Origin of the sequence: Citrobacter sp. W9 (assembly GCF_026719375.1) — a bacterium.
GTDB classification, from domain to species: Bacteria; Pseudomonadota; Gammaproteobacteria; order Enterobacterales; family Enterobacteriaceae; genus Citrobacter; species Citrobacter werkmanii.
This window is the reverse complement of record NZ_JAPPTE010000015.1, coordinates 1-26,711: the sequence shown is the minus strand read 5'-3', so window position 1 is coordinate 26,711 and position 26,711 is coordinate 1. Positions and strand designations below refer to the sequence as shown.

The window sequence follows — 26,711 nt, the reverse complement described above, 5'->3', positions numbered from 1 at the left end:
GGGGAATTTAACAAATGGCGCTAGCTGATAAACTGCATTACGCATCGCGCCACAGAGCAGGCAGGGAAGACTAAAAACTCATATTGCTGAACAGGGCGATGATTTTGTTGATCAATTTCATGTTGGTATCTCTTTTTTATCTGAGTTTATTATGTGATATACATCACAAAAAAAAGAGTCTACGCCTCAATTTTAAACCAATCAATATTTTTTTGATCTAAATCACGAAATAATAAAACTGCTTTTTATTTCCATTTTTCCTGAAACAAAGCGAAAAAAAAGCCAGCCTGGAAACCAGACTGGCCTTGTGTTTTTCAAGCCGGTGTTACATCGCTTTTTTGGTCAACTCGATAACGCGTAGTTTCGCGATCGCTTTGGCCAGTTCCGCAGATGCCTGAGCGTAATCCACGTCACCATGAGAGCTCTTGATATGCTCTTCAGCCTTACGCTTCGCTTCCAGGGCTCTCGCTTCATCGAGATCCTGTCCGCGAATCGCGGTGTCAGCCAGTACGGTCACGCTGCCAGGCTGCACTTCGAGAATGCCGCCGGACAGGTAGATAAACTCTTCATGACCGAACTGTTTAACGATGCGGATCATACCAGGCTTAATGGCGGTGAGCAGCGGAGCGTGACCCGGGAAAATACCCAGTTCACCTTCACTACCCGTTACCTGGATTTTTTCGACCAGACCAGAGAACATTTGTTGCTCTGCGCTGACGACGTCCAGGTGGTAAGTCATTGCCATATCACCCTCCGATTAAGGCGTTAAAGTTTTTTGGCTTTTTCCACAGCTTCTTCGATGGAACCAACCATGTAGAACGCCTGCTCTGGCAGGTGGTCGTATTCGCCTTCCATGATGCCTTTAAAGCCACGGATGGTGTCTTTCAGGGAAACGTATTTACCTGGAGAACCGGTGAATACTTCCGCAACGAAGAATGGCTGGGACAGGAAGCGCTGGATCTTACGCGCACGTGCTACCACCAGTTTATCTTCTTCAGACAATTCATCCATACCCAAGATGGCGATGATGTCTTTCAGTTCCTGATAACGCTGCAGCAGGGACTGTACGCCACGCGCGGTGTCGTAGTGTTCCTGACCAACAACCAGCGGATCCAGCTGACGGCTGGTGGAATCCAGCGGGTCAACGGCCGGGTAGATACCCAGGGATGCGATCTGACGGCTCAGTACCACGGTTGCATCCAGGTGAGCAAAGGTGGTTGCTGGGGATGGGTCAGTCAAGTCATCCGCAGGTACGTATACCGCCTGAACGGAGGTGATAGAACCGGTTTTGGTAGAGGTGATACGTTCCTGTAGAACACCCATCTCTTCCGCCAGGGTCGGCTGGTAGCCTACCGCTGATGGCATACGACCCAGCAGTGCAGATACTTCAGTACCGGCCAGGGTGTAACGGTAGATGTTATCAACGAACAGCAGAACGTCACGACCTTCGTCACGGAACTTCTCAGCCATGGTCAGACCGGTCAGAGCAACGCGCAGACGGTTTCCCGGCGGCTCGTTCATCTGGCCATATACCAGGGATACTTTGTCCAGAACGTTGGAGTCGGTCATTTCGTGGTAGAAGTCGTTACCCTCACGAGTACGTTCACCAACGCCCGCAAACACTGAGTAACCGGAGTGTTCGATCGCGATGTTACGGATCAGCTCCATCATGTTTACGGTTTTACCTACACCCGCACCACCGAACAGACCAACTTTACCGCCCTTCGCGAACGGACACATCAGGTCGATAACTTTGATGCCGGTTTCCAGCAGTTCCTGAGAACTGGACAATTCTTCATAGGTAGGCGCTGCACGGTGGATAGCCCAACGCTCTTCTTCACCGATATCGCCTTTCATGTCGATCGGGTGACCCAGGACGTTCATGATACGGCCCAGGGTTGCTTTACCTACCGGGACTTCGATCGGGTGCTCGAGGTCTTTAACTTCCAGACCACGACGCAGACCGTCGGAAGAACCCATGGCGATGGTACGTACGATACCGCCGCCGAGCTGCTGCTGAACTTCCAGCACCAGGCTCTCTTTACCATTCATAACCTCAAGAGCATCGTACACGCGCGGTACGGCATCCTGAGGGAATTCGACGTCAACCACAGCGCCGATTACCTGGACAATTTTTCCAGTAGCCATCTTGAATCCTCTACGAATTAACCTGGTTATACCGCGGATGCACCACCGACGATCTCGGTGAGTTCCTGAGTAATGCTGGCCTGACGAGCTTTGTTGTATACCAACTGCAGCTCTTTAATCAGGCTGCCGCCATTGTCGGTCGCGGCTTTCATCGCCACCATACGTGCGGCCTGCTCGCTGGCCAGGTTTTCCACCACGCCCTGATAAACCTGAGACTCGACATAACGACGCAGCAGGGTATCCAGCAGCGCTTTCGGGTCTGGCTCATACAGGTAATCCCAGGATTTACGCTTCAATTCATCATCATCTGATGCCGGCAAAGGCAACAGTTGGGTGATGGTTGGCGTCTGAGACATGGTGTTAATAAATTTGTTGCTGACAACGTACAGTTTGTCCAGACGACCTTCGTCGTAGGCCTGCAGCATCACTTTAACCGGACCGATCAGTTCGGACAGGGAAGGGTTATCCCCCATGCCGGTTACCTGAGCAATCACATTACCGCCAACGGAGTTAAAGAAAGACACGCCCTTAGAGCCGATCATTGCGATATCGCACTGAACGCCTTTATCGGACCATGTTTTCATATCCGCCAGCAGCTTTTTGAACAGGTTAATGTTCAAGCCACCGCACAGACCACGGTCGGTCGACACCACCAGGTAGCCCACACGTTTAACGTCGCGTTCTTCCAGGTAAGGGTGCTTATATTCCAGATTACCATTCGCAAGGTGACCAATCACTTTGCGCATGGTCTCTGCATAAGGACGGCTGGCCGCCATGCGATCCTGCGATTTACGCATTTTGGAAGCGGCGACCATCTCCATCGCTTTAGTGATCTTCTGCGTGTTCTGGACGCTTGCGATCTTACTACGTATCTCTTTTGCGCCGGCCATGAGCTTCTCCTCAATGCCTTGCGGTCCGTCCTAAGACAGACCGCCAGACGTTACCAGGACTGGGTTGCCTTGAAGGAATCGAGGATAGCTTTCAGCTTGCCTTCGATTTCATCGTTATAGCCACCGGACTGGTTGATCTCTTGCATCAGCGGAGCGTGGTCACGGTCGACGTAAGCCAGCAGAGCGGCTTCGAAGCTACCGATTTTCGCCAGTTCCACATCTTCGAGGTAACCGCGTTCAGCCGCAAACAGCACCACACCCTGCTGTGCAACAGACATTGGCGCATACTGTTTCTGCTTCAGCAGTTCAGTTACTTTCTGACCGTGGCTCAGCTGCTTACGCGTAGCTTCATCCAGGTCGGAAGCGAACTGAGAAAACGCGGCCAGTTCACGATACTGCGCCAGCGCGGTACGAATACCACCGGACAGTTTCTTGATGATCTTGGTCTGCGCTGCGCCACCTACACGAGATACGGAGATACCCGGGTTAACTGCCGGACGAATACCGGAGTTGAACAGGTTGGTTTCCAGGAAGATCTGACCATCGGTAATAGAAATTACGTTGGTCGGAACGAACGCAGAAACGTCACCCGCCTGGGTTTCGATAATCGGCAGAGCGGTCAGGGAGCCGGTTTTACCTTTAACTTCACCATTGGTGAACTTCTCAACATATTCCGCGTTAACGCGGGATGCGCGTTCCAGCAGACGGGAGTGGAGGTAAAATACGTCGCCCGGGAATGCTTCACGTCCTGGCGGACGACGGAGCAGCAGGGAAACCTGACGGTAAGCAACAGCCTGTTTAGACAGGTCATCGTAAACGATCAGTGCATCTTCACCGCGGTCACGGAAGTATTCGCCCATTGCGCAACCGGCATATGGCGCCAGGTATTGCAGTGCAGCAGATTCAGACGCGGTCGCCACCACAACGATGGTGTTGGACAGTGCGCCGTGTTCTTCCAGTTTACGAACCACGTTAGAAATGGTGGACGCTTTCTGGCCGATAGCCACGTACACACATTTGATGCCGGAATCACGCTGGTTGATGATGGCATCGATAGCCATCGCGGTTTTACCGGTCTGACGGTCACCGATGATCAGCTCACGCTGGCCACGTCCGATTGGGATCATGGCATCAACAGATTTATAACCGGTCTGCACTGGCTGGTCGACGGACTGACGTTCGATTACGCCCGGTGCGATAACTTCGATTGGCGAGAAGCCATCGTTATCAACCGGACCTTTACCGTCAATCGGGGAACCCAGAGTGTTCACCACACGACCCAGCAGGCCACGGCCAACCGGAACTTCCAGAATACGACCCGTACACTTAACCTTCATGCCTTCGGCGAGGTCAGCGTATGGACCCATCACAACAGCACCTACGGAGTCGCGCTCCAGGTTCAGTGCGATAGCGTAACGGTTACCCGGCAGGGAAATCATCTCACCCTGCATACAATCGGCCAGGCCGTGAATGCGGATAACACCGTCACTTACAGAAACAATAGTACCTTCGTTGTGAGCTTCGCTCACAACATTGAACTGAGCAATGCGCTGCTTGATCAGTTCGCTGATTTCGGTGGAATTCAGTTGCATGCTCCAGTCCCCTTAAGACTGCAAGACGTCTGCAAGGCGCTCAAGACGGCCGCGTACGCTGCCATCAATGACCATATCACCCGCTCGGATGATTACGCCTGCCATTACAGACTTATCGATTTTGCAATTCAGCTTAACTTTGCGTGACAGACGTTTTTCCATCGCTGCACTAATCTTCGTAAGCTGTTCATCACTCAGTGCATTGGCAGAAGTGACTTCTACCTCAGAGATAGCCTCACTGGCTGCACGCAGATGAATAAACTGCTCAAGAACATCCGGGAGCGCATTCAGACGGTTATTTTCAGCCATTACCCTAATCAGGTTTTGGCCGCTTTCGTCCAGCTGCTCACCGCACACGGCGATAAACGACTCAGCGAGCGTTTCTGGCGCCAATGCGCCAGAGAGAAGCTCTGCCATTTGTTCGTTTTTCGTCACCTCAGCGGCGAAAGTCAGCATATCCTGCCAACGGTCTACGCTTTGGTGCTCAACGGCAAAGTCAAAAGCTGCTTTGGCGTAGGGGCGAGCTACCGTAATAAATTCAGACATCAGCCCCTCCCTCCTTACAGTTCAGCGACAAGTTTGTCCACGATGTCGCTATTAGCAGCTTCATCCACGGAACGTTCGATGATCTTCTCGGCGCCAGCAACAGCCAGGATAGCAACTTGCTTACGCAGCTCTTCGCGAGCACGTTTACGCTCGGCTTCAATTTCCGCCTGCGCCTGTGCCACGATTTTAGTACGTTCCTGCTCTGCTTCAGTTTTAGCTTCGTCCAGGATCTGAGCACGGCGTTTGTTCGCCTGCTCGATGATTACCTGAGCTTCCGCCTTCGCTTTTTTCAGCTGGTCGGTCGCGCTGGCCTTTGCAAGGTCAAGATCCTTATGTGCTCGTTCTGCAGAAGCAAGGCCGTCAGCAATTTCTTTTTGACGTTTTTCGATGGCAGCCATTAACGGCGGCCATACGTACTTCATGCAGAACAGAACGAACAGGACAAACGCGATGGCCTGGCCGAGGATTGTTGCGTTAAGATTCACAGCACAATGCCTCTATCTAGTTAACGTTCTGATATTGCTCTTAATTCAAGCAACGCTTACTACGCGACAGCAAACATCACGTACAGACCCAGACCTACAGCGATCATTGGGATTGCATCCACCAGACCCATAACGATAAAGAACTGAGTACGCAGCAGAGGAATCAGATCCGGTTGACGCGCTGCGCCTTCCAGGAATTTACCCCCGAGGATGCCGATACCGATCGCAGCACCGATTGCCGCCAGACCCATCATCACAGCGGCAGCAATGTACAGCAGATCCATATTCAGGTTTTCCATGACAGTCTCCAGTTTGTTTCAGTTAAAACGTAGTAGTGTTGGTAAATTAATGCTCTTCAGATGCCATCGACAGATAGACAATCGTCAGAACCATAAATATGAAGGCTTGCAGCGTGATAATCAGTATGTGGAAAATGGCCCACGGCACATTCAGAATCCACTGTGACCACCACGGCAACAGACCAGCAATCAGAATGAAAATCAGCTCACCAGCGTACATGTTACCGAACAGTCGCAGACCAAGAGAGATTGGTTTGGACAGCAGGCTTACCCCTTCAAGGATTAAGTTGATAGGGATGAACGCCCAGTGATTGAACGGCTGCAGCGTCAACTCTTTCGCGAAGCCACCGATGCCTTTCATTTTGATGCTGTAGAACAGAATGAGGATAAATACGCCCAGCGCCATCGACAGGGTGATGTTCACGTCAGCGGACGGAACCACACGCAGAGCCGGCAGGCCAAAGATATGCTCACCGATGTACGGCAGCAGGTCGATAGGCAGCAAATCCATAAAGTTCATCAGGAATACCCAGACGAAAATCGTCAGGGCCAGCGGAGCAATCAGCTTGCTTTTGCCATGGTACATGTCTTTCACGCTGCCATGCACAAAGCCGATTACCAGCTCAATCGCGGTCTGAAATTTACCTGGAACGCCGCTGGTCGCCTTTTTGGCAACGCTACGGAACATTAACAGGAACAACAGACCCAGAACCACCGAGAAGAAAATGGAGTCAATATTGAGCGTCCAGAAGGTGGCTGGGGGGTTGTGCGGATCCACCAGCGAGAATGTACGTAGGTCCAACTGAAGGTTATTCAGATGGTGTCCTATGTAATCCTGCGGCGTCATATTTTCTGAAGCCATGATGCCTTTACCCTTTGTTGTTAATTACAGCCGGCGCCAGTATCTGAACCACCAGCACCAAAACCCACGTAACGATCAGCGGCACGAATACCGCTTTCAAAACAGCCAACGCCACAACCAGCAACACCAGCATCGCTAACACCTTGAAGGCTTCGCCGAAAGCGAACGTCCAGGCAACCCGACCTTTCGCTGGTGTATGCACCTGGTGACGCCAGGCGAATATCATAAACAACACATTGGGCAGTAACACTGCCAATCCCCCGCACAGTGCGGAGATGCCCCAGAAGGGGTCTTTGAGGCTAAACAGCAATCCACTTGCTATTACCGCCAGAAGCTGTGTGAGCAAAAGCTTACGAGCAACGTTTCGACTCAAGAGCGACATAGACATCACGTGTTTACTCCTGCTCCCTTCGAGGTATGCCGCGTGTCGTATAAAACGTTCTTTATGGCTTAGAGTCAAGCATCAAAAAGCGGACAAATTATACGGTGCGCCTTCGTGATTTCAAACAATAAGTAGCTAAAAAGTGAATAAATGTTTAAATATTTTTCGTTGTCCCACATTTATTACTTTTTGGCAAACTGTGAACGATCATGCAAAACTGCAAATGCCGCGAAAACACTGGCGTTAAAGCGTGCACCAGATCACATATTGAACATATTCCCCTTCGCATAATTTATTTACGTGGCAAATGGTGCCATTTCATCTTTTTGATATTTAAGCGTAAAAAGCGCCACTATTTCAAAAACAACGCCTAACAACAAAAGAACCATCGATTGACATTTATAATAAAAAATTAACACAAGCGGTGGTTCTTAGGTTCTATTTTTAGCAGACTGATATTTTCACAGTTGACTTGTTTCGCTTTTAACAAAAAACGGTACGTTATAGTTATGATGCAAAACCGTAAGGTAGAGGTGAAATGCAACAGCATTTCACCTCACTACTCTCTATAACTTTTAACACCGGGGTAGCCGTTTTTTCTCTATTTTTTTTGATAAAAATTAAATTTTGTTTGGTTTAATAACCACCAAATGACGTTCACCATCCAGTTGTGGAACGCGTAATTTTTCGACTGACTCGACGCTGAATTCTGCAGGCAACGAGGCGATTTCCTCTTCAGGCAATTGACCTTTGAGCGCATAAAAGCGTCCGTTCTGGCCTGGCAAGTGATGACACCAGCTCACCATATCATTGAGGGACGCGAATGCACGGCTGATCACCCCATCAAATGGCGGCTCTGAAGGAAATTCTTCAACCCGACTTTGCACAGGCGTAATGTTAGTAAGACCAAGCTCATGCTGCACCTGACGTAAGAAACGGATGCGTTTTCCCAGGCTATCCAACAGTGTGAAATGCGCTTCAGGCCGCACTATAGAGAGAGGAATTCCCGGCAGACCCGGTCCCGTGCCAACATCAATAAAGCGCCCGCCCTTCAGATAAGGCGCGACAACAATGCTGTCCAGAATATGGCGCACCAACATTTCGTTGGGATCCCGCACCGACGTCAGGTTGTATGCTTTATTCCATTTGTGCAGCATATCGACATACGCAATCAGCTGATTTTTCTGGTGATCGGTAAGAGAAATACCGGCATCAGCCAGCAGACGAGAGAGTTTGTTGAGCACGGTCGTTACCTGTTAATAATCAAATGCCCGATGCGCTATCGCTTATCGGGCCTACAAATTTGTAGGGCGGACAAGCGAAGCGCTCCCGCCAAATTAGTGTTATCAAGCGCTGCGGCGCAGCATACCTTGTTTTTTCAGCCATACCAGCAGAATGGAGATGGCGGCAGGCGTTACGCCAGAAATGCGCGATGCCTGGCCGATCGATACCGGTTTGTGATCGTTCAGTTTGGCGATGACTTCATTCGACAAGCCCGAGACCTGGCGATAATCCAGCGTTGCAGGCAACAGGGTATTCTCATTACGCTGTTGTCTTTCGATTTCTTCCTGCTGACGAGCGATATACCCTTCGTATTTCACCTGAATCTCAACCTGTTCCGCGGCCTGAGCATCATCTAGCGCCGGCGCGAATGCAGATAAAGAGGTCAACTGAGCATAGGTCATATCCGGGCGACGCAGGAGATCTTCACCGCTGGCCTCACGAGATAAAGGTGTTGCCAGGTGAGCGTTCACTTCGGCTGCAGATTCCGCTAACGGGTTTACCCAGGTTGATTTGAGACGCTGACGTTCTTGTTCAATGCGCTCCAGCTTTTCGTTGAAGCGAGCCCAACGCTCATCGTCCACCAGACCCAGTTCACGCCCAATTTCGGTCAGACGCAGGTCGGCGTTATCTTCACGCAGCATCAAGCGGTATTCAGCACGTGAGGTAAACATGCGGTACGGTTCTTTGGTTCCCAGCGTGCACAGATCGTCGACCAGCACGCCAAGGTAAGCCTGATCGCGACGCGGTGCCCAGCCGTCTTTCTCAGCAGACAAGCGTGCGGCGTTGAGACCTGCCAGCATCCCTTGGGCGGCGGCTTCTTCGTAACCAGTTGTACCGTTAATCTGGCCTGCAAAGAACAGGCCCTGGATGAATTTGCTTTCCAGAGTGGGTTTCAGGTCGCGCGGATCAAAGAAATCGTACTCAATCGCATAGCCAGGGCGAACGATACGGGCGTTTTCCATCCCCTGCATGGATCGAACAATTTGCATCTGTACATCGAACGGCAGGCTGGTGGAGATGCCGTTCGGGTAAATTTCGTTAGAGGTCAGTCCTTCCGGTTCGAGGAAGATCTGATGCTGGTTGCGATCGGCAAAGCGCATCACTTTGTCTTCGATCGACGGGCAGTAGCGCGGGCCGATACCTTCGATTACGCCGGCATACATTGGGCTACGATCGAGGTTATTACGGATCACGTCATGGGTTTTCTCATTGGTATGCGTGATGTAACACGGCATCTGGCGCGGATGCTGAGAAGCGTCGCCCAGGAATGAGAAGACCGGCATCGGATTGTCGCTGTTTTGTTGACCCAGTACGCTGAAATCGATAGTACGTGCATCAATACGCGGTGGCGTACCGGTTTTCAGGCGGCTGACGCGCAGCGGTAGTTCACGCAGACGGCGTGACAGCGGAATAGACGGCGGATCGCCAGCACGGCCGCCGCTGTAGTTATCCAGACCAATATGGATTTTGCCGTCGAGGAAAGTCCCCACGGTTAATACGACCGCTTTGGCACGGAACTTCAGTCCCATTTGGGTTACGGCACCCACGACACGATCGTTTTCAACAATCAGATCTTCAACCGCCTGCTGGAAGATCATCAGGTTGGGTTGATTCTCCAGCGCGGTGCGTACTGCCTGACGATAGAGCACACGATCGGCCTGAGCTCGGGTAGCGCGAACGGCTGGCCCTTTGCTTGCGTTTAGTATCCTAAACTGGATACCTGCGTGGTCGATCGCTTTTGCCATCAATCCACCAAGCGCATCCACTTCTTTTACCAGGTGTCCCTTCCCAATACCGCCAATCGCCGGGTTGCAGCTCATCTGCCCCAGTGTGTCGATATTGTGTGTCAAAAGCAGGGTCTGTTGTCCCATTCGCGCCGCGGCCATTGCGGCCTCGGTGCCTGCATGACCCCCGCCAATGATGATGACGTCAAAAGGATCCTGATAAAACATGGTAATTGCCTCGCATAACGCGGTGTGAAAATGGATTGAAGCCCGGGCCGTGGATTCTACTCAACTTTAGTCGATCGAGAAAGACCTGGGATCCTGGGTATTAAAAAGAAGATCTTTTTATTTAGAGATCTGTTTTATTGTGATCTCTTATTAGGATCGCCACTCTCTGTGGATAAGGACGATCCTTTGAATAAGATCAACAGGTTGCTGAGGATCATTAGCTGTGAATGATCGGTGATCCTGGTCCGTATAAGCTGGGATCAGAATGAAGGGTTATACACAACTCAAAAACTGAACAGCCGTTATTCTTTGGATAACTACCGGTTGATCCAAGCTTTTAACCAGAGTTATCCACATAAAAAAGTATGATCTTTACAAATCTCTGAGCAATGGATGCCAGGATCCCAGCCAAATTTCAGCCGGATCTTCCGGAATTTCATGTTCCAGCACGTTGATCTTAAGCGTTTCGCCGATCTGTTTTGCCCCACAGGCTTTCAGTTCTGCTTCCAGCTTGTCGATTGCGCCGCAAAAGGTGTCATATTCACGACTGCCGATGCCGATTGCGCCGAAGTTTACTTGCGACAGGTCCGGTTTTTGTTCGCGTAACGCATCATATAAAGGCTGCAGGTTGTCAGGAATGTCTCCAGCACCGTGTGTGGAGCTGATAATCAGCCAGATCCCTTCAGCCGGAACCTCATCCAGCATTGGTCCATGCAGTATTTCGCTGGAAAAACCGGCGTCATCCAGCTTTTCAGCCAGATGTTCTGCTACATATTCCGCACTGCCAAGCGTGCTGCCGCTGATAAGAGTGATGTCTGCCATGCTCGCCCACCTTTATAAAGAAGGCGCATTGTACGCTGTGAGCGAGCTGGGATCTACCTGTGGAAAAATGTGGGATTAAAAAAAATGATCATGGCTTGATGGTACGCATGATCGGGTTCTGCAGGACGATCAGGGTTTCAGTGGACTGAATTTCATCAATTGTTTGGATCTTGTTGATAAGTACCTGTTGCAGCGCGTCGATCGACTTGCACATCACCTTAATAAAGATGCTGTAGTGGCCGGTGGTGTAATAGGCTTCGGTCACTTCGTCAAGGCTTTCCAGTCTGGCCAGCGCTGACGGATAGTCCTTCGCGCTTTTCAGAATGATGCCGATAAAGCAACCGACGTCATAACCCAACTGTTTGGGACTGACATCAATACGCGCACCGGTGATGATCCCGGCCTGCTTCATCTTTTCTACGCGAACGTGAATTGTCCCCGGACTAACGCCAAACTGTTTGGCCAATTCTGCGTAGGCGGTGCGAGCATTTTCCATCAGGGCATCAAGAATGCCGCGGTCCAGATTGTCGATCTGATAATTTTCCATAGGTTTTTCTTATGTAGATTAATGATTCTTTTTATTTTAGACGTTAATTTTAACGAATCAAAATCGAAGTCGGCTTTTTGTTTGTTGATTATTGAATATTACCTCCATTCTGTTGCTTAATCATAGGCAACAGGACACAGGAGTACACATAATGAAAACCGCTTACATTGCCAAACAACGTCAAATTAGCTTCGTAAAATCTCATTTTTCTCGTCAGCTGGAAGAGCGTTTAGGTCTGATCGAAGTTCAGGCTCCGATCCTCAGCCGCGTAGGAGATGGCACGCAGGATAACTTGTCGGGCTGTGAAAAAGCGGTGCAGGTGAAGGTTAAAGCATTACCGGACGCTCAATTCGAAGTGGTTCATTCACTGGCGAAGTGGAAGCGTCAAACGTTAGGACAACACGACTTTAGCGCAGGCGAAGGGTTGTACACGCACATGAAGGCCCTGCGTCCCGATGAAGATCGCCTCTCCCCACTGCACTCAGTGTATGTTGACCAGTGGGACTGGGAGCGCGTGATGGGCGACGGCGAGCGTCAATTCTCCACTCTGAAAAGCACGGTAGAGGCTATCTGGGCGGGAATTAAGGCCACCGAGGCTGCGGTTAGTAAAGAGTTTGGTCTGGCACCGTTCCTGCCAGAGCAGATCCACTTTGTTCATAGCCAGGAGCTGTTATCTCGTTATCCGGATCTTGACGCGAAAGGTCGTGAACGTGCGATCGCGAAAGAACTGGGCGCAGTATTCCTGGTAGGGATCGGCGGCAAGCTCAGTGACGGTCATCGTCACGATGTACGCGCGCCGGATTATGATGACTGGAGTTCAGCGTCTGAGCTGGGTCACGCCGGTCTGAACGGTGATATTCTGGTGTGGAACCCGGTTCTGGAAGATGCGTTTGAGCTGTCTTCGATGGGGATCCGTGTGGATGCCGACACCCTTAAACACCAGCTTTCATTGACCGGTGATGAAGATCGTCTGAGTCTGGAATGGCACCAGGCGCTGCTGCGTGGTGAAATGCCGCAGACAATCGGTGGCGGCATTGGACAGTCGCGTTTGACCATGCTGCTGCTGCAATTACCGCACATTGGTCAGGTGCAGTGTGGCGTGTGGCCGGCACAGGTACGTGAAAGCGTTTCTTCCCTGCTGTAATAATTAACGCCGCCAGCGTCTGAGCAGGCGGCTTCGCATCCCGGTATCAAAGCGCCAGATATGATCGAAAATGCGCATGATGCCGGGTTTGCCGTGTGCTGACATCGCCACCGCATGAAAACGATGCTGGTGCACCCGCTGTAATTCACCCACTTTATTGACGACCTCATCGGGCAATCGCTGAGCGATAAAATCAGAGATCACCACCGCATCGGCATCAAACCATTCCCGGCCCTGCATGCGCTCAATAATGGCGCGAAAGCAGCTGGCAATATCGGTACCGCCGCGAAAACGCTGGCTTAAAAAACGGATCGCTTGTTCAATGCCTTCCGGACCAGACAGCTCATAGCGCACCACTTCTGTTGAAAACAGCATAATGAAACAGCGCCGGTTATCGGCCAGGGCGACGCGCATTAGCGCCAGGCAAAAGGCTTTTGCACATTGCTCATTAAAACCGCCCATTGATCCCGACGTATCAACGCAAACAATAAACGGTCCGCGCGGCTGCTCGTCAAAATCCTGATGCACCACCGGACGTTCCGTTACTTTCTCGCGCCATGCCTCGCCGTGCAGACGATAGGTCAACAGCTGCTTTTCCACCAGCCGTCGGTAGAACTCGTATTCCAGTTCAGTAATGCCCAGTGTGGCCAGTTCCGGCGGCAACAGGCGCAGGATGTCGTCGCTTTGCTGGATGCCATCCACCTGTTCCGGGACGGTGGCGGGTTCCCGCACAAGGGTACGGAAGGTCTCCATGGGTGCATCTTTACGCGGCACAGATTTGGCCTCTCTGGAACGGCCTAACTGTTCAGCCAGACGCTGGAGTTCGGGTTGTTGCGCCAGAAATTCGCCGTATTTCACCATCAGTTGATAATCGCCGCGCTTGATTTGACCTGCGCTCATATCCCATAACCGGCCTGCGGCGTTGTCGTTTTCTGCCAGAACGGGTTCCAGTTGCCCGCTGAGGGTCATCCGTTCCTGAACTTCACTAAGTAAATGTTCACGCTCATCTTCCAGCAGTTGCTGATTCAGCGTTGTAGTTTGTACCACCAGACTCAGGCGCCAGCGCTGGAGAAAAAGCGTATGCAGGGCGGGCGTAAAGGTACTGTTGTCATCAACCAGTTGCTGCGCTTGCCCGGCCCACGGCGAATGGAGGCGGTGTAATAGCGCCAATATTTGCGGGAGCTGGACCATAAACTGCGCATGAGAGAGGAGCTGGCTTTGTTGGTAACAAATGACCTCTTCCGTCAACTCCGGCGGTACATGGGTATCTTTGAGGCGGCTGCGCAGTGACTCGCGCCAGCGGGGAATATCGTCAGTAATCGCTTTTTTAAGGCGAGGAAACTTTTTAAAAAACACCACCATCTTTGGAGAAGCCAGCAGGGCGACGATCATCTCTTCGATCATCGCCTCTTCACTGACTGCCAGCATGATATTGAGCGTATCAAGGGTTAGCATTGTTGCGCCTGGCGGATTTGTGCCCCGACATCCTGCAGGCTGGCCTCAATGCGGCCTAACCAGTCGCTATGAATAAACAGACATTTTTGCTGTTCGCTGAATGCACTGTGCTGCTGGTGCCACTCGTTATCAAGTGCTTCAAGCTGCTGTTTTATCTCATTAGGCATACTCTCTTGCGATGCACCGGGCAGCGCCAGACGAGAGCCTTGCAAACTGACGTCGCGCACAACCAGGTGCTGTGCGCTATCGACTTCCATGTTCAGCGTTTGGGCGAAGCCGATCCCGTTTAATTTTCCGCGGATCTCACCGCCTTTGGTTAGCCACTGTTCCAGCGCTCCCCGTTCGAAAGCAATATGGATAACTTCCATATCATGCAGTTTTAAGGGTTTTTGCAGCAGTAATGTCACGACTGAAGAAGGGGCTTCCGGCGGTAAATCATAATGAGGACGACGGCTGAACATGCCGCCCTGACGGATCACCGTGAATGCCGTTTTGTCGCTTTGCTGCTGCTGGAGCTGGATGCGGCGCTGCACAATGCTGGCCAGACGCGTCAGCATGGCTTGCTGCTGCCAGGCGTGTCCGGTCATCAAAATTTCAAGCTGCTGTTGCATCAGATTCAGGCTTTGCGCGTCGTACCACAGGCAATCTTTCAACAGGATCAGGTCGATAGGCACGACCGCATCACGTCCGCTGAAGAAGGCGCTGGCCTGGAGTAAGCGGATAGCTTTTTTCCAGCGGCGATCGGATACATAGGGGGCATTCGGTAATGCGTCTAGCTGTTGGCGCAGCGTGAAAATTAGCTCAAAGACGCGATCGGGAAGCTTTATGGCGCCAATGTCCTTTTGCCACTGGTAATACTCTTCATCCGTCACCTGTAACGACGCCGGGACCGGGTTGTCACTTTCATCCTGCTGGCTTAACAGCATGGAGCGGAAGTTGGCCTTGTCCTGAACTTTATCCAGCCACAGGCGGATCAGCATACGGTCGTACAGGGCTTCCAGGCTGCTGTCTGCTTCAGGCAGTTCATTGGAGGCTGCCACCAGCAGACGCATCGGGATTTTCTCTTCATGCGCGCCGTTACGAAAATGCCGTTCGTTAATAGCGGTCAACAGGGTGTTGAGAATGGCTGGGCCTGCTTTCCAGATTTCATCGAGAAAGACAATTTCAGCTTCGGGTAAATAGCCCGCCGTTAAGCGTTCATAGCGACCTTCGTCTTTCAACGCCTGGATAGACAGCGGCCCAAACACCTCTTCCGGCGTAGAGAAGCGCGTCATCAGGTATTCGAAAGCGCGGGCGTTTTGAAAAGCAAACTTCAGTCGACGGGCAATTAAGCTTTTTGCGATCCCTGGAGGACCTAATAAGAATACGCTCTCGCCGCTTAGAGCAGCCAGCAGGCAAAGGCGAATGGCGTGGCTACGTTCATAAAGTCCCTTTTCCAGCGCATTGCTCAGACGGGAAATTCTTTCCGCTAATAAATGTGGGTGAGCCATAATGAAGTGGCGTCCTTTCGCCAAATGTACTGCGTAAACTGCGAGTATAGATGCTTCACACCAGTGCAGTAATAGACTGAAGGTGCGCTTATTTTTCTTTGAGCCAGATTAATCTGGTCTCATTTAGGGGTACGATTTTGTGAGTAATCGTGCATACTGTGCGCCTTTTTGTGGGCCAAGGGACGACGCACACATTTCTAATATATACACCATATCAATCATACTGCACCAAGGCGGCAATGGAGTTTTCTTCTGGGATGGGGGGAATAACGAATGCAACCCACACGGAGTGGCTTGAATGATGATGTGTATAAACGAAAGACGAGTCTATGAGCACTGATAATAAACAATCATTGTCTGCGATTACCCTTGCGGCCATTGGGGTTGTCTACGGTGATATTGGTACCAGCCCACTTTATACGCTTCGTGAATGTTTGTCTGGCCAGTTTGGTTTTGGCGTTGAACGTGATGCTGTGTTTGGTTTTCTCTCGCTGATTTTCTGGCTGCTGATCTTTGTTGTCTCCATTAAATATCTGACGTTTGTCATGCGTGCGGATAACGCCGGGGAAGGTGGGATCCTGACGTTGATGTCATTGGCCGGGCGCAATACCTCGGCGCGAACAACCTCGATGCTGGTCATCATGGGGTTGATTGGCGGCAGCTTCTTCTATGGTGAAGTGGTGATTACGCCAGCCATTTCAGTGATGTCGGCGATTGAAGGTCTGGAGATTGTTGCACCGCAGCTGGATACCTGGATTGTTCCGCTCTCGATTATCGTGCTGACCCTGCTGTTTATGATTCAAAAACACGGTACCGGCATGGTTGGTAAACTGTTTGCGCCGATTATGCTGCTGTGGTTCCTGACGCTCGCGGTATTAGGCGTGCGCAGTATTATTGGCAACCCGGAGGTACTGCAGGCGCTAAATCCGTACTGGGCGGTGCATTTCTTCCTCGAATTCAAAACGTTGTCCTTTATTGCGCTGGGCGCGGTGGTGCTGTCGATTACCGGTGTTGAAGCGCTGTATGCGGATATGGGGCACTTCGGTAAGTTGCCGATTAGACTGGCATGGTTCTCGGTGGTATTGCCTTCGCTGGTGCTGAACTATTTTGGTCAGGGGGCGCTGCTGTTAAAGCATCCTGAAGCGATCAAAAACCCGTTTTTCCTGCTGGCGCCGGACTGGGCATTGATACCACTCCTGATCCTTGCCGCACTGGCAACGGTTATCGCTTCGCAGGCGGTTATTTCCGGTGTCTTCTCGCTGACGCGTCAGGCCGTGCGTCTGGGGTATTTATCGCCGATGCGGATCATTCATACTTCGGAAATGGAATCGGGTCAGATCTACATTCCTTTCGTTAACTGGATGCTCTATTTTGCGGTGGTTATCGTGATTGTGAGCTTTGAACACTCCAGTAATCTGGCCGCGGCGTACGGGATTGCGGTAACGGGGACAATGGTACTGACATCTATTCTGTCTACCACCGTGGCGCGCAAAAACTGGCACTGGAATAAATACTTCGTCTTCCTGATCCTGGCGGCGTTCTTGTGCGTCGATGTTCCGTTGTTCTCCGCGAACCTCGATAAACTGATTTCCGGTGGTTGGCTGCCTCTGACGCTGGGTCTGGTGATGTTCACCATCATGACTACGTGGAAAAGCGAGCGTTTCCGTCTGCTGCGTCGCATGCATGAGCACGGCAACTCTCTGGAGGCGATGATTGCCTCTCTGGAGAAATCCCCACCGGTACGCGTGCCGGGAACGGCGGTATATATGTCGCGTGCGCTGAACGTCATCCCGTTTGCGCTTCTGCATAACCTCAAGCATAACAAGGTGCTGCATGAACGCGTGATTCTGCTGACGCTGCGTACGGAAGATGCGCCATACGTGCACAACGTGCGTAGGGTGCAGATTGAGCAGTTATCGCCCACCTTCTGGCGCGTAGTGGCCAGCTACGGCTGGCGTGAAACGCCGAACGTTGAGGAAGTGTTCCATCGCTGCGGTCTGGAAGGCTTAAGCTGTCGGATGATGGAAACCTCCTTCTTTATGTCGCACGAGTCGCTGATTGTCGGCAAACGGCCATGGTATTTGCGTCTGCGCGGCAAGCTATATCTGCTGCTACAGCGCAATGCGCTGCGCGCGCCGGACCAGTTTGAAATCCCACCAAACCGGGTTATTGAACTCGGTACTCAGGTAGAGATTTAAGGCAATCGACGCCCTCTTTCATCGCGAAAGGGGGCGTTTTGTTTTGTCCCTCCCAGTTTTCATTTCATCAAATGATAATCCTTGCGAAACGTTTCGATGGCGATCACATTTTCGTAACGTCACGGTGGTTTTCTGTCCATTCTTCGCACTACACTTATCTTCAGCGAAACGTTTCGCTAGTGGGGAAAGAAAATGAAGAAAGGCACGGTACTCAACTCTGAAATTTCAACGGTGATCTCCCGTCTGGGACATACCGATACGCTGGTGGTGTGTGATGCAGGTTTACCCATCCCGAACAGCACAACGCGTATTGATATGGCATTAACCCAGGGCGTACCTTCTTTTATGCAGGTACTGGATGTGGTTACACGTGAAATGCAGGTCGAGGCGGCCATTCTCGCGACGGAAATTAAACAACATAATCCGCAACTCCACGAAACGTTGCTCAGCCACATTGAGCAACTGCAACAACACCAGGGAAACACCATAGAAATTCGTTACACCACGCATGAACAATTCAAAAAACAAACCGCAGACAGTCAGGCGGTAATTCGCAGCGGAGAGTGTTCTCCGTATGCGAATATCATTCTCTGTGCTGGCGTCACGTTCTGAGGCCATCATGAACGCATTACTGCAACTCACAGGGATCGATAAAGCGTTCCCGGGCGTAAAAGCGCTATCCGGCGCTGCGCTGAATGTCTATCCAGGCCGCGTAATGGCGCTGGTGGGCGAAAACGGCGCGGGCAAATCCACCATGATGAAAGTGCTGACCGGGATCTACACCCGTGATGCTGGCTCTTTATTGTGGCTGGGGAAAGAGACCACCTTTAATGGCCCGAAATCCTCTCAGGAAGCCGGAATCGGTATCATCCACCAGGAATTGAACCTGATCCCGCAACTCACTATTGCTGAGAACATTTTTCTTGGCCGTGAGTTTGTGAATCGCTTTGGCAAAATTGACTGGAAGAAGATGTACGCCGAAGCCGATCTGCTGCTCGCCAAACTCAATCTGCGCTTTAAAAGCGACAGGCTGGTCGGTGAGTTGTCGATTGGCGATCAGCAAATGGTCGAAATTGCTAAAGTGCTGAGCTTTGAGTCGAAGGTCATCATTATGGATGAGCCGACGGATGCGCTCACCGATACCGAAACCGAATCCCTGTTCCGCGTTATCCGCGAGCTGAAATCGCAGGGGCGCGGCATTGTCTATATCTCCCACCGTATGAAAGAGATCTTCGAAATCTGTGATGACGTGACCGTCTTCCGTGACGGGCAGTTTATTGCCGAGCGTGAAGTCGCAACGCTGACCGAAGACTCACTGATTGAAATGATGGTGGGACGTAAGCTGGAAGATCAGTACCCGCGTCTGGAAAAAGCGCCGGGCGATATTCGCCTGAAGGTCGATAATCTGTGCGGCCCAGGGGTAAACGATGTTTCGTTCACGCTGCGTAAAGGCGAGATCCTTGGCGTATCGGGGCTGATGGGCGCCGGACGTACCGAGCTGATGAAAGTGTTGTATGGCGCATTGCCGCGCACCAGCGGCTACGTCACGCTTGATGGGCATGAAGTTGTCACCCGTTCGCCACAGGATGGCCTTGCAAACGGCATCGTCTATATTTCTGAAGACCGTAAACGTGATGGCTTAGTGCTGGGCATGTCGGTGAAAGAGAACATGTCACTGACCGCGCTGCGCTATTTCAGCCGCGCCGGTGGAAGCCTGAAGCATAAAGATGAGCAGCAGGCGGTAGGTGATTTTATTCGTCTGTTCAATGTTAAAACGCCATCGATGGAACAGGCTATCGGCCTGCTCTCGGGCGGTAACCAGCAGAAAGTGGCCATTGCGCGCGGTCTGATGACCCGACCAAAAGTCCTGATCCTCGATGAACCAACACGCGGCGTCGACGTTGGGGCTAAGAAAGAAATTTATCAGCTTATCAACCAGTTTAAGGCCGATGGGCTGAGCATCATTCTGGTCTCCTCTGAGATGCCAGAAGTATTGGGCATGAGCGATCGTATTATCGTTATGCATGAAGGGCATCTCGGCGGTGAATTCACTCGCGAGCAGGCCACTCAGGAAGTATTAATGGCTGCCGCTGTGGGCAAGCTTAATCGCGTGAATCAGGAGTAAAAAAGATGACTACCCAGGCTGTTTCTGGTCGCCGTTATTTCACTAAAGCATGGCTTCTGGAGCAAAAGTCGCTCATCGCTCTGTTAGTGCTGATCGCGATTGTTTCCACCATGAGCCCCAACTTTTTTACCGTTAATAATCTGTTCAACATTCTCCAGCAAACGTCGGTAAACGCCATCATGGCCGTCGGCATGACGTTGGTCATCCTGACGTCGGGTATCGATCTGTCCGTCGGTTCCTTGCTGGCGCTTACCGGTGCGGTGGCAGCGTCCATTGTCGGTATTGAAGTCAATGCGCTGGTGGCCGTTGCCGCTGCTTTGGCGCTCGGCGCTGCCATTGGCGCAGTAACCGGGGTCATTGTCGCGAAAGGCCGCGTGCAGGCGTTTATCGCCACGTTGGTGATGATGCTGCTGCTGCGCGGTGTGACCATGGTGTACACCAACGGCAGTCCGGTAAATACCGGGTTTACTGACAATGCCGATCTGTTTGGTTGGTTTGGTATTGGTCGTCCGTTAGGCGTGCCTACGCCTGTGTGGATCATGGGGATTGTCTTCCTGGCGGCGTGGTACATGCTGCACCATACGCGTCTGGGGCGTTATATCTATGCGCTGGGCGGTAACGAAGCGGCAACGCGTCTGTCCGGTATCAGCGTGAGTAAAATCAAAATTATCGTTTACTCCCTGTGCGGTCTGCTGGCATCGCTGGCGGGTATCATTGAAGTGGCTCGTCTCTCCTCTGCGCAGCCGACGGCAGGTACTGGCTATGAGCTGGATGCTATCGCTGCGGTGGTGTTAGGCGGTACCAGCCTGGCGGGCGGTAAAGGACGTATTGTTGGGACGCTGATCGGCGCATTAATTCTTGGTTTCCTCAATAATGGTTTGAATTTGTTAGGTGTATCCTCCTATTACCAGATGATCGTCAAAGCGGTGGTGATTTTGCTGGCGGTACTGGTAGACAACAAAAAGCAGTAACAACGATTACAGGACATCTTAAATATGAACATGAAAAAACTGGCTACCCTGGTTTCTGCTGTTGCGCTGAGCGCCACCGTGAGCGCGAATGCGATGGCGAAAGATACCATTGCGCTGGTGGTCTCCACCCTCAATAACCCGTTCTTTGTGTCTCTGAAGGATGGCGCGCAAAAAGAGGCGGATAAGCTGGGCTATAACCTGGTGATTCTGGATTCACAGAACAACCCGGCGAAAGAGCTGGCTAACGTTCAGGACTTAACGGTTCGTGGAACTAAAATACTGCTGATTAACCCGACTGACTCTGACGCTGTTGGTAACGCTGTGAAGATGGCTAACCAGGCGAAGATCCCGGTTATTACCTTGGATCGTCAGGCTACAAAAGGTGATGTGGTCAGCCACATTGCGTCTGATAACGTGCTGGGCGGTAAAATTGCGGGTGATTACATCGCGAAGAAAGCAGGTGAAGGCGCGAAAGTTATCGAACTGCAGGGGATTGCCGGTACTTCAGCGGCGCGTGAGCGTGGCGAAGGTTTCCAGCAAGCCGTTGCGGCACACAAATTTAACGTACTGGCCAGCCAGCCGGCAGACTTCGACCGCACTAAGGGTCTGAACGTCATGCAGAACCTGCTGACTGCACATCCTGACGTGCAGGCCGTATTTGCCCAGAACGATGAAATGGCGCTGGGTGCGCTGCGCGCACTGCAAACCGCGGGTAAATCTGATGTGATGGTGGTTGGATTTGACGGCACGCCAGATGGCGAAAAAGCAGTAAATGATGGCAAACTGGCTGCGACCATTGCTCAGTTGCCGGATCAGATCGGCGCGAAAGGCGTGGAAACTGCGGATAAGGTTCTGAAAGGCGAGAAGGTTCAGGCTAAATATCCGGTTGATCTGAAGCTGGTCATCAAGCAGTAACACCGATTCAGGTCGCTCGCGGCCTGATGGAGACATAAATACGCCATCCCTGGGCCTGGTTCTAAGGATGAAAGCGTAAAAAGAAAAGCAGGGCACGCGCCACCCTAACCCGGTGGCGCACTTTACTGGACACTCCGAACATGAAAACCGCAGGCAACCTCGTTGTTCTTGGCAGCATCAATGCCGATCACATCCTCAACCTTAAATCTTTCCCAACGCCTGGTGAAACCGTAACCGGTAGCCATTATCAGGTCGCATTTGGCGGAAAAGGCGCTAATCAGGCTGTTGCTGCGGGTCGTAGTGGCGCGAACATCGCGTTTATTGCCTGTACGGGTGACGACGATATTGGCGAAAGTGTGCGTAAACAGTTGGCCAAAGATAATATCGATATTGCGCCGATCAGCGTCATTTCGGGGGAATCGACCGGTGTGGCACTGATTTTTGTGAATGGTGATGGCGAGAACGTTATTGGCATTCACGCCGGAGCGAACGCAGCCCTTTCTCCTGCACTGGTGGAAGCGCAGCGCGACCGCATTGCGCATGCCTCCGCCTTACTGATGCAGTTAGAGTCGCCGATCGAAAGCGTGCTGGCTGCGGCAAAAATTGCGCAGCAAAATAAGACCACGGTCGCCCTTAACCCGGCTCCGGCGCGTGAACTTTCTGACGAACTGCTGGCGCTGGTGGATATTATTACCCCGAATGAAACCGAGGCTGAGAAGCTGACGGGGATCCGGGTTGAAAACGATGAAGATGCGGCCAAAGCGGCGCAGGCATTACACGCGAAAGGGATCCATACTGTATTGATTACTTTAGGTAGTCGCGGAGTGTGGGCCAGCGTGAATGGTGAAGGTCACCGAGTGCCTGGTTTTAAAGTGGACGCCGTTGATACCATCGCTGCCGGGGATACCTTTAACGGCGCGTTAATTACAGCGTTACTGGAAGAGACACCGCTGCCTGAAGCGATCCGTTTTGCCCATGCAGCTGCGGCGATTGCGGTTACCCGTAAAGGTGCGCAGCCTTCCGTTCCATGGCGCGAAGAAATAGAAGCGTTTTTAAGTCAACAGAGGTAACGCTTGGCTACAATGAAGGACGTCGCCCGCCTGGCGGGTGTTTCTACGTCGACGGTTTCTCACGTCATTAATAAAGATCGCTTTGTCAGTGAGTCTGTCACTGACAAAGTTGAAGCGGCAATTAAAGAGCTTAACTATGCGCCCTCCGCACTGGCGCGCAGTCTCAAGTTAAACCAGACCCGCACCATTGGCATGTTAATCACTGCCAGTACCAATCCTTTTTATTCCGAGCTGGTTCGTGGCGTTGAACGTAGCTGTTTTGAACGCGGTTACAGCCTGGTGTTATGCAATACCGAAGGCGATGAACAGCGAATGAACCGCAATCTGGAAACGCTGATGCAAAAACGGGTGGATGGCTTGCTGCTGCTCTGCACCGAAACGCACCAGCCTTCCAGAGAGATAATGCAACGCTATCCTTCTATTCCTACCGTAATGATGGACTGGTCGCCCTTTGATGGCGAAAGCGATTTGATTCAGGATAACTCTCTGTTAGGCGGGGACTTAGCCACTCAGCATCTTATCGATAAAGGTTTTACGCGCATTGCCTGTATTACCGGGCCGCTGGATAAAACACCGGCGCGTTTACGTCTGGAAGGATATCGGGCGGCCATGAAGCGAGCGGGCTTGCCGGTCCCGGAAGGTTACGAGATCACCGGTGACTTTGAGTTCGGCGGTGGTTTTGAAGCTATGCAAACGTTGTTGTCACATAAACAGCGACCGCAGGCCGTTTTCACCGGGAACGACGCAATGGCCGTCGGAGCGTATCAGGCATTGTATCAGTCAGGATTGCGTATTCCGCAGGATATGGCGGTGGTGGGTTATGATGATATCGAACTGGCACGCTATATGACGCCGCCGCTGACGACTATCCATCAACCCAAAGATGAATTAGGCGAGCTGGCCATCGATGTGTTAATCCACCGGATGGCGCAGCCCGCATTGCAGCAACAACGCCTGCAACTTACTCCTGTTTTGATGGCGCGGGGGTCGGTTTAGGCTTGTGCCGATCTTTGATCAGGTTACGTCCGTCTTTGGCTTTTAGCAGCATAAACATCAGCGCAGAGACAATAGTGATCGCGCCCATGGTTATAAAGGTGTAATGGAACTGTTCAACCGTATTAGTACCTTCCATACCTTCATAGATACGCAGGACGGCTGCGCTGATAGCGACCCCTAAACTGATCGACAGTTGCTGCGTAACGGCCAGCACGCTGTTACCGCTGCTGGCGTTCTCATCGGTAAGGTCCGCCAGAGTGATGGTATTCATTGAGGTAAACTGGGTGGACATCGCCATACCTAAAATAAACAACGGTAGGATCAGCATCCAGACCGGCATAGCAGGGGATTGCAAAGCGAATTGCGCAATCATCAGGCCGATAAACACCGTAACACCCACCAGTGTCGTTCTGTAGCCGAGTCGGCGTAGCACCTGCGTCACCATTGATTTTGCCAGTATTGATCCCAGCGCCGTTGGCGCCATCATGCAACCAGCAATTAACGCCGGATATCCAAAGCCTACCTGTAGCATCAGCGGCATTAAGAACGGCACACACCCTGTACCCAGACGCGTGGCAAGGTTTCCAGCGATCCCAACGGAAAAGGTTCTGGTCTTAAATATGGGAAGCGATATCAGCGGCGTTGGGTGACGACGCGCGTGACGAATGTAGGCAAGCAGCAACAGAATACTGGTCACAATAATGCTGAGTGCGACCCAGGTAGCGACAAGCTTCTCACCAAACAGCTCAACACCACTGGAAAACAACACCAGACTCAGGCCAAAGAGGAAGAAACCTGTCATATCAAAGCCGCGGCGCGGCGTGGTGAAGTTCGGCATATATTTGCGTGCATAGAAGATACCCGCCACGCCTATGGGAATATTAATCAGGAAAATCCAGTGCCAACTGGCCCACGTGACCAGAACCCCGCCCAATACCGGACCTAAAATAGGGCCCACAAGCCCAGGCATGGTCACGAAGTTAAGCACAGGGAGTAATTCGCTGCGCGGGTAAGCTCGCAATAAAGCCAGACGGGCAACAGGCATCATCATCGCGCCGCCGATGCCCTGGATGACGCGGAAAACCACCAATTCACTTAAGGAACTGGATAGCGCACAAGCCAGCGAGCCCAGCGTAAACAGGCTTACGGCAATCATAAAGACGCGTCGGGTACCGAACCTGTCTGCCAGCCATCCACTCACCGGGATCAGCATGGCGACCGTCAGGGTGTAACTGATAATAGCCGACTGCATGGCGAGTGGAGAGCGGTTAAGGCTGTGCGCTATTGCGGGTAAAGCGGTATTGAGGATAGTGGCGTCTAATGCCTGCATAAAAAAGGCCATGGCTGCTATCCATGGCAGCCCGGCCATACTGCGAGATTTCTTTTCTGACATATTATTTATCCGGTAGCACGTTCGGTGCTATCAGCAATGCCTGACAGGCGGTGAAGGCGCGATCGCCATCGCTATCTTCTATCGCATCGACAATGGCCTGATGCAAATCCAGCTTCACCACATCGTTATAGGTAATAGAGGTAAAGTAGGTCTGGTAGACGGAATGGAACAGTGATGCAAAGGAGATAAGGAACGGATTCGCACTCATTTCATAGATGTGCTCATGCCAGGCGATATCAACTTCTATCCAACGCTCGCGCCGGAAATTTCTTTTCAACTCGACCATCTCTTCCATCAGTGTATTGAGATGCGCTTTTTGTTCTGCCGTACCGATAGTCGCCGCCAGTAAACAGGCCTGAGGCTCCAGACTGATGCGCATCACCAGAAAATGTTTTATGACCTGAGGGAAATTATCTTCCGTCATCCACCAAGTAAGCAGCTCCTGGTCGAGGAAGTTCCAGTTTGCCTGAGGCATGACGCGAGTGCCAATACGCGGGCGCGGTAATACCATACCTTTTGCCGTTAACGTTTTTACCGCTTCTCTTACTGCGGTACGACTCACGCCAAACTGATCGCCCAGCTCTATTTCACCGGGCAGGATAGCTCCCGGCGCGTATTCACCTTTTAAGATTCGCTGAGCCAACTTTTCGGCCAGAACGTAGGACAGATTCTTCTGTGCGGCTAGCTGTTGGGCATTTAAAGGCATGAATGTTATTCCTTACTCTTTCTCTTATTCATTAGTATGCCACCAGGTAGTGTGATTGCGGCTGCAAAAACGGCAAATTGCTTATTTTATGGCATGTTAATGGTTGTTTTGGTGAAAAAGTGTGCATTCGGAAAGTTATTTTAAATTTCCCCTTGTCAGCCTGAAATAACTCCCTATAATGCGCCTCCACTGACACGGAACAACGGATTACACGCCGCCGGGTCAGCGGAGAAAAGCGTAAATAAACGCTTGACTCTGAAGCGGGATAGCGTAATATGCACACCCCGCGCCGCTGAGAAAAAGCGAAGCGGCACTGCTCTTTAACAATTTATCAGACAATCTGTGTGGGCACTCGAGGATACGGATTCTTAACGTCGCAAGACGAAAAATGAATACCAAGTCTCTGAGTGAACACGTAATTCATTACGAAGTTTAATTC

25 protein-coding genes are annotated in these 26,711 nt (G+C 51.6%); 8 read left to right on the top strand and 17 right to left on the bottom strand.

Annotated elements, in window-relative coordinates:
* Positions 1–325: 325 nt before the first annotated feature.
* From OOJ59_RS19200 to asnC, 13 genes are all read right to left on the bottom strand, one after another.
* Positions 326–745 (bottom strand): F0F1 ATP synthase subunit epsilon, encoded by a 420-nt coding sequence (locus OOJ59_RS19200; protein ID WP_003023809.1) that lies wholly within the window; start codon positions 743–745, stop codon positions 326–328.
* A 20-nt stretch (positions 746–765) separates the two neighbouring features.
* Positions 766–2,148, bottom strand: coding sequence for a F0F1 ATP synthase subunit beta (atpD, locus tag OOJ59_RS19195; RefSeq protein ID WP_006687764.1), 1,383 nt, complete (start codon positions 2,146–2,148; stop codon positions 766–768).
* A 26-nt stretch (positions 2,149–2,174) separates the two neighbouring features.
* Complete coding sequence (gene atpG, locus OOJ59_RS19190; protein WP_006687765.1) at positions 2,175–3,038, bottom strand: F0F1 ATP synthase subunit gamma; 864 nt, start codon at positions 3,036–3,038, stop codon at positions 2,175–2,177.
* A 50-nt stretch (positions 3,039–3,088) separates the two neighbouring features.
* Positions 3,089–4,630 carry a F0F1 ATP synthase subunit alpha gene (gene atpA / locus OOJ59_RS19185; protein WP_003023802.1) on the bottom strand — a complete coding sequence of 514 codons (1,542 nt, stop codon included), beginning with the start codon at positions 4,628–4,630 and terminating at the stop codon, positions 3,089–3,091.
* Between the two features lie 12 nt (positions 4,631–4,642).
* Positions 4,643–5,176, bottom strand: coding sequence for a F0F1 ATP synthase subunit delta (gene atpH / locus OOJ59_RS19180; RefSeq protein ID WP_006687767.1), 534 nt, complete (start codon positions 5,174–5,176; stop codon positions 4,643–4,645).
* Between the two features lie 14 nt (positions 5,177–5,190).
* Complete coding sequence (gene atpF, locus OOJ59_RS19175) at positions 5,191–5,661, bottom strand: F0F1 ATP synthase subunit B (protein WP_003023796.1); 471 nt, start codon at positions 5,659–5,661, stop codon at positions 5,191–5,193.
* A 59-nt stretch (positions 5,662–5,720) separates the two neighbouring features.
* Positions 5,721–5,960 (bottom strand): F0F1 ATP synthase subunit C, encoded by a 240-nt coding sequence (gene atpE, locus OOJ59_RS19170; protein ID WP_003023794.1) that lies wholly within the window; start codon positions 5,958–5,960, stop codon positions 5,721–5,723.
* A gap of 46 nt (positions 5,961–6,006) precedes the next feature.
* A complete protein-coding gene (gene atpB / locus OOJ59_RS19165) occupies positions 6,007–6,822 on the bottom strand; it encodes a F0F1 ATP synthase subunit A (RefSeq protein ID WP_006687768.1) in 816 nt (271 codons plus the stop codon).
* Between the two features lie 7 nt (positions 6,823–6,829).
* Positions 6,830–7,210 carry a F0F1 ATP synthase subunit I gene (atpI, locus tag OOJ59_RS19160; RefSeq protein ID WP_042311402.1) on the bottom strand — a complete coding sequence of 127 codons (381 nt, stop codon included), beginning with the start codon at positions 7,208–7,210 and terminating at the stop codon, positions 6,830–6,832.
* A gap of 614 nt (positions 7,211–7,824) precedes the next feature.
* Positions 7,825–8,448 (bottom strand): 16S rRNA (guanine(527)-N(7))-methyltransferase RsmG, encoded by a 624-nt coding sequence (gene rsmG / locus OOJ59_RS19155; RefSeq protein ID WP_069323646.1) that lies wholly within the window; start codon positions 8,446–8,448, stop codon positions 7,825–7,827.
* A gap of 102 nt (positions 8,449–8,550) precedes the next feature.
* A complete protein-coding gene (mnmG, locus tag OOJ59_RS19150) occupies positions 8,551–10,440 on the bottom strand; it encodes a tRNA uridine-5-carboxymethylaminomethyl(34) synthesis enzyme MnmG (protein ID WP_038635780.1) in 1,890 nt (629 codons plus the stop codon).
* A 372-nt stretch (positions 10,441–10,812) separates the two neighbouring features.
* On the bottom strand, positions 10,813–11,262 hold the full coding sequence (gene mioC / locus OOJ59_RS19145; protein WP_038635783.1) for an FMN-binding protein MioC: 450 nt from the start codon (positions 11,260–11,262) through the stop codon (positions 10,813–10,815).
* A gap of 88 nt (positions 11,263–11,350) precedes the next feature.
* On the bottom strand, positions 11,351–11,809 hold the full coding sequence (gene asnC / locus OOJ59_RS19140; RefSeq protein ID WP_003023780.1) for a transcriptional regulator AsnC: 459 nt from the start codon (positions 11,807–11,809) through the stop codon (positions 11,351–11,353).
* 151 nt (positions 11,810–11,960) lie between these two features.
* On the opposite strand from asnC, the gene asnA reads away from it, so the two are divergent.
* Entirely contained in the window at positions 11,961–12,953 is a 993-nt protein-coding gene (gene asnA, locus OOJ59_RS19135) for an aspartate--ammonia ligase (protein ID WP_069323645.1), read from the top strand.
* A gap of 3 nt (positions 12,954–12,956) precedes the next feature.
* Here asnA and viaA read toward each other — a convergent pair whose 3' ends face one another.
* Positions 12,957–14,408, bottom strand: a complete 1,452-nt coding sequence (gene viaA, locus OOJ59_RS19130; RefSeq protein ID WP_085049157.1) for an ATPase RavA stimulator ViaA — start codon at positions 14,406–14,408, stop codon at positions 12,957–12,959.
* Entirely contained in the window at positions 14,402–15,898 is a 1,497-nt protein-coding gene (gene ravA / locus OOJ59_RS19125) for an ATPase RavA (RefSeq protein WP_159122107.1), read from the bottom strand. Before ravA ends, viaA begins: the two co-directional genes overlap by 7 nt.
* A 329-nt stretch (positions 15,899–16,227) precedes the next feature.
* Between ravA and kup the strand changes: the two genes are divergently transcribed.
* From kup to rbsR, 7 genes are all read left to right on the top strand, one after another.
* Positions 16,228–18,096, top strand: coding sequence for a low affinity potassium transporter Kup (gene kup / locus OOJ59_RS19120; protein ID WP_085049158.1), 1,869 nt, complete (start codon positions 16,228–16,230; stop codon positions 18,094–18,096).
* A gap of 192 nt (positions 18,097–18,288) precedes the next feature.
* Positions 18,289–18,708 carry a D-ribose pyranase gene (gene rbsD / locus OOJ59_RS19115; protein WP_038635798.1) on the top strand — a complete coding sequence of 140 codons (420 nt, stop codon included), beginning with the start codon at positions 18,289–18,291 and terminating at the stop codon, positions 18,706–18,708.
* Between the two features lie 7 nt (positions 18,709–18,715).
* Positions 18,716–20,221, top strand: a complete 1,506-nt coding sequence (gene rbsA, locus OOJ59_RS19110) for a ribose ABC transporter ATP-binding protein RbsA (RefSeq protein ID WP_193157153.1) — start codon at positions 18,716–18,718, stop codon at positions 20,219–20,221.
* 5 nt (positions 20,222–20,226) lie between these two features.
* A complete protein-coding gene (rbsC, locus tag OOJ59_RS19105) occupies positions 20,227–21,192 on the top strand; it encodes a ribose ABC transporter permease (RefSeq protein ID WP_003023762.1) in 966 nt (321 codons plus the stop codon).
* A gap of 24 nt (positions 21,193–21,216) precedes the next feature.
* Positions 21,217–22,107, top strand: a complete 891-nt coding sequence (gene rbsB / locus OOJ59_RS19100; protein WP_006687780.1) for a ribose ABC transporter substrate-binding protein RbsB — start codon at positions 21,217–21,219, stop codon at positions 22,105–22,107.
* Between the two features lie 140 nt (positions 22,108–22,247).
* On the top strand, positions 22,248–23,177 hold the full coding sequence (rbsK, locus tag OOJ59_RS19095) for a ribokinase (RefSeq protein ID WP_038635803.1): 930 nt from the start codon (positions 22,248–22,250) through the stop codon (positions 23,175–23,177).
* A 3-nt stretch (positions 23,178–23,180) separates the two neighbouring features.
* Positions 23,181–24,173: a ribose operon transcriptional repressor RbsR gene (gene rbsR / locus OOJ59_RS19090; RefSeq protein WP_087857265.1), complete on the top strand. Its 993-nt coding sequence runs from the start codon at positions 23,181–23,183 to the stop codon at positions 24,171–24,173.
* Here the strand turns inward: rbsR and mdtD are convergent.
* Positions 24,139–25,566, bottom strand: coding sequence for a multidrug transporter subunit MdtD (gene mdtD, locus OOJ59_RS19085; RefSeq protein ID WP_038635809.1), 1,428 nt, complete (start codon positions 25,564–25,566; stop codon positions 24,139–24,141). The genes rbsR and mdtD overlap by 35 nt on opposite strands.
* Before the next feature lies 1 nt (position 25,567).
* Positions 25,568–26,272, bottom strand: a complete 705-nt coding sequence (locus OOJ59_RS19080; RefSeq protein ID WP_038635812.1) for a FadR/GntR family transcriptional regulator — start codon at positions 26,270–26,272, stop codon at positions 25,568–25,570.
* Positions 26,273–26,711: the final 439 nt, after the last annotated feature.